At 40.6% G+C, this 4,301-nt stretch carries 3 protein-coding genes; 2 read left to right on the top strand and 1 reads right to left on the bottom strand.

The annotated features are described in order from the left end of the window. Nucleotides 1–564: Rpn family recombination-promoting nuclease/putative transposase (locus tag PX636_RS06175; RefSeq protein ID WP_288116508.1), on the bottom strand; the 564-nt coding region annotated here is incomplete at its 3' end. Between the two features lie 246 nt (nt 565–810). On the opposite strand from PX636_RS06175, the gene PX636_RS06170 reads away from it, so the two are divergent. Next, nucleotides 811–1,704, top strand: a complete 894-nt coding sequence (locus tag PX636_RS06170) for a hypothetical protein (protein WP_002796467.1) — start codon at nt 811–813, stop codon at nt 1,702–1,704. 67 nt (nt 1,705–1,771) lie between these two features. Further along, the gene (gene recG / locus PX636_RS06165) at nt 1,772–4,240 is read left to right on the top strand and encodes an ATP-dependent DNA helicase RecG (protein WP_288116507.1); all 2,469 of its coding nucleotides are present in this window, start codon (nt 1,772–1,774) and stop codon (nt 4,238–4,240) included. Nucleotides 4,241–4,301 lie beyond the last annotated feature (61 nt).

Genomic DNA, 4,301 nt, shown 5'->3' with positions numbered 1-4,301 from the left:
TGGTAATTTATAGATAAGGATCGTTTCTATTAATTGTAGGAGGTTTTGCGGTTGGGTAAATTCAGTTCGCACTCGTTCAATAAGTTGTTTGGCTGTTGCCAATGCTTGATTTTCTTTAGCAATAATTAATTTTATGGTGGCAATACCCAGGGAATCTTGATTAATATCATCTAGTTCATCTAAATAGATTCGCGTCACTCTCCCAGATGTCAATAAGTCTTGATAACGTACAACCTGATCTGATTCTACCCGACGATGGGGATAAATGACCACCCCGCGCCAATCATTGTTAAAAGCAGTTTTACTGAGATATAGGAAGATTTCAGCAAAGAAACGGCCATAAAAATTCTGATCATCTTGAAATTGCACCTCGCAGAAATAAATAGGAATGCTAGGATCGGTAATATTGGGCAAAAATACGCCATCAATACGAAAAGCTAGTTGCTTGATTTCGACGGAATCAAAGCGGTAATTCTCTGCTTCTCTGGGGGAAAGATTGATTAATTCAAAGAAAATTGACGGATAAAATTGAAAAAGATCATAAAAAATACTGTCGGTTTTCATGCCCGGACTTGTGGTGTAAACTATGCAAAAATATAGAGATAGAGAGTTTTACTACTAATTAGCCTGATTATAGCAGTTATCTTTGCCAAAACCAATGCTAAAAGCCGATCCGGGAAAAGCTAATAGCTAAAATAACTGACAATCGATCGAGTCGGAACATCTCCCCCTGGTCAGGGCGCTATAGCTGACAGTGAGTCGCTATAATAGAATTCGCCGATCGCTAACTTCTCCCTCGGTAAAATTTCTATGACTGGAAGACTGAACAAGCTACAACAAGATTTAAAGAACATAGAAACGGAAGTGGCAAATTTAGCCGAAAGAATGCGAGAAAAATACCGAATTTATCTTGATTTACTCGGTGAATCTCTCTATAAACAGGCGATCGGGGCAGTGTATTATATCTGTACCCGTTACTATGGGGGGGAATTTCTGTCCCTCTCCCACAGCAATCGTCAGAAACTACAAGAGGAGATCAAAGCTCTAGGACAAGAGGCTAAAGCCAGTTTACAGCAATTGGGCGAGCAGAGCTTCGATCGAGGGGCATTTTCAGGGGTAGGATTCTCTAAAAGTCCAGCAGAGACAGTTAACACCCCCGATTTCTTGAAACTTTTTCTAGACAAACGGGAAAATCTAGCCGCAACTGGAGAGATTAATAACCCCGATATTTTACTTTATTGTTGTCGAGTGCTGGAAAAAAACTGTATCGAGATTCTCAATCATCTCTCTAAACAAATTAATCAGCAACTACAAAAAGCTTATATTCTTCCCCCTCATCTACCCAGTCAAATTCTCGATATGGCAATTCAAGCGGGAGAAGAAGGACAATTTCTAGGTGGAGGAAATAATATGTTAAACATTCTAGTGGAAGCTAAAAACCCTGAACCAGAGGAAGAAAAAGATGAAGATGAAGATGATGGGGATGATCATGATTTTTCAAGTGGCAAAGTCACTAAAGTAACGGCGATTCATCTACGAATGGCTGAACTTGAATTTGCTGATACGCGCTTAAGTGTCGAAAGAAATCAAATTCGCTCCCTTTGGGAACAATTAAATCGTCTAGGGGAACAATATCATCGTATTCGCAAAGAATATACTATCGCTCAAGCGGAAGCGGCATGGCGCAGTAGTTGGTACGATTAATCAGTTATCATCAAACAGGGGTATCAGGGAAGCATAATACTGGGAAATTTGGAATCAAGAGGCAATTATGAAAGGGGAAATACCCGACTGGGTGAGATTACAAAAAGCCTTATCTGTAGAAGCGGAAAAAGGTTATCCCGATCTTCAGGGAAATCAGTACCGTTTTAGCGAGTTTTTCTGTCTTAGTTTCGGGGATAATCCTCCCGTGGGAATTTCCACCAGTGAGAGAAATCGCTGGCGAGAATTAGCCCAAAAATTTGCCCAATATTCCCAGTTTAATCCCAGACAAAGACAACAATTAGTCACCGAAACTCGCAATTTTTTACAACAATTACGGCAAACTTTAGAAGCAACCCCCACCCCAAAAGAACCAGCTGCGGCGAAAATTATTAATACCACTCCCATCACGGCAAAGGCTATTTCTCCACGGCAAGTTACCCTCGAACAACCCTTGAAATATCTAGCGGAAGTGGGAGAGAGAAAAGCTGGTCTTTTAGAAAAATTAAACCTCCACAAAGTTGAAGATTTATTATATTATTATCCCCGGGATCATATTGATTACAGTCGTCAAGTCAATATCGCTAATTTAACCGAGGGGGAAACGGTAACTTTAGTGGGGAATGTCAAGCGCTGTAATTGTTTTACTAGCCCCAAAAATACCAAGTTAGCTATCTTTGAATTGCTCTTACAGGATCGCAGTGGACAGATAAAATTAAACCGTTTTTATGCGGGAACTCGCTATACTAATCGTGCTTGGCAAGAAGGACAAAAAAAACTCTATCTGGTGGGTTCGGTGGTGGCGGTTAGTGGTTTAGTCAAAGCGGGTAAATATGGGTTAACTTTAGAAAATCCTGAATTTGAACTATTAGACAGTTCTGGGGCAAGTATTGAGTCCTTAAAAATCGGGCGTATTCTGCCGGTTTATCCCCTCACCGATGGAGTACCCGCCGACCTAATTAGGAAGACTGTAATCGCCGCTTTTGGGGCAGTAGAGGCGATAAAAGACCCCCTACCTTTCGGTCTAAGAAAACAATACGGATTAATCGATTTAAAAACAGCAATTACTAACATTCATTTCCCCAATAATGCCGAGATTCTAAGTCAAGCGCGACGGCGATTAGTCTTTGATGAATTCTTCTTTTTACAATTGGGGTTTCTGCGGCGGCGGCAACAGTATCGTCAGACACAGAAAAGTGCTGTTTTTAGTGCTAAGGGTCAATTAATTGATCGATTTAATCAGATAATTCCCTTTCAATTAACTAATGCTCAAAAACGAGTTATTGAAGAAATTTTAGAGGATTTAGATTCTAGCACCCCGATGAATCGTCTTGTGCAGGGGGATGTGGGTTCTGGCAAAACAATTGTCGGAGTTTATGCTATTTTAGCAGCCCTACAATCCGGTTATCAAGCGGCATTAATGGCTCCCACGGAAGTTTTAGCAGAACAACATTATCGTAAGTTAGTTAGCTGGTTTAATCTCTTACATTTACCCGTAGAATTATTAACTGGTTCCACAAAAACTGCTAAACGGCGAGAAATTCACGCCCAATTAGAGACAGGAGAATTACCACTTTTAGTGGGAACTCATGCCCTAATTCAAGATGCAGTTAATTTCCGCAAATTAGGTTTAGTTGTTATTGATGAACAGCATCGCTTTGGGGTACAACAAAGGGCAAGATTATTAAGCAAAGGAGAGTCTCCCCACGTTTTAACCATGACAGCAACACCGATTCCCCGTACTTTAGCTTTAACCCTGCATGGGGATTTGGATGTGAGTCAAATTGACGAATTACCCCCCGGCAGACAACCGATTCAAACCACTGCTTTAAATGGAAATCAAAGAAGGGCTGCCTATGATTTAATTCGGCGTGAAATTGCCCAAGGCAGACAAGCTTATGTGATTTTTCCCTTGATTGAAGAATCGGAAAAATTAGATGTTAGGGCTGCGGTGGAAGAATATCAAAATTTATCAGAAAAGATTTTTCCCAATTTTAATATCGGTTTACTCCATGGTCGCATGAGTTCCGCCGAAAAAGAGGAAATCTTAACAGCTTTTCGCGATAATATTCTGCAAATTATTGTCTCAACTACGGTTATCGAAGTGGGGGTGGATGTTCCCAATGCCACGGTGATGTTAATTGAAAATGCCGAACGTTTTGGCCTTTCACAATTGCATCAATTACGGGGGCGCGTGGGCAGAGGTTCCCATCAATCCTATTGTTTACTTTTAAGTGGCAGTAATAGTGCTAATTCCCGTCAAAGATTGACGGTTTTGGAACAATCCCAAGACGGCTTTTTTATCTCGGAAATGGATATGCGATTTCGCGGTCCGGGGGAAGTTTTAGGACAACGACAATCGGGTTTACCAGATTTTGCCCTCGCTAGTTTAGTCGAGGATCAAGAGGTGTTAGTTTTGGCAAGAGATGCCGCCGAAAAAATTATGTTAGATGATCCCCATTTAATCACTTTGCCCAATTTGAAACAAGCTTTAGAAGCTAAATATCAACGGATGTTAGGAGCGGATATTTTAACTTGATTTAGATGTTCAGTGATCAGTATCCAGTTATTAAAAACTGATTATTTATTCTCCGTTTTGC

Origin of the sequence: Microcystis sp. M53598_WE2, assembly GCF_030067735.1 — a bacterium.
GTDB classification, from domain to species: domain Bacteria; phylum Cyanobacteriota; class Cyanobacteriia; order Cyanobacteriales; family Microcystaceae; genus Microcystis; species Microcystis aeruginosa.
Note: the sequence above shows the minus strand (reverse complement) of the source record. Positions and strands in the feature narration are given on the sequence as shown.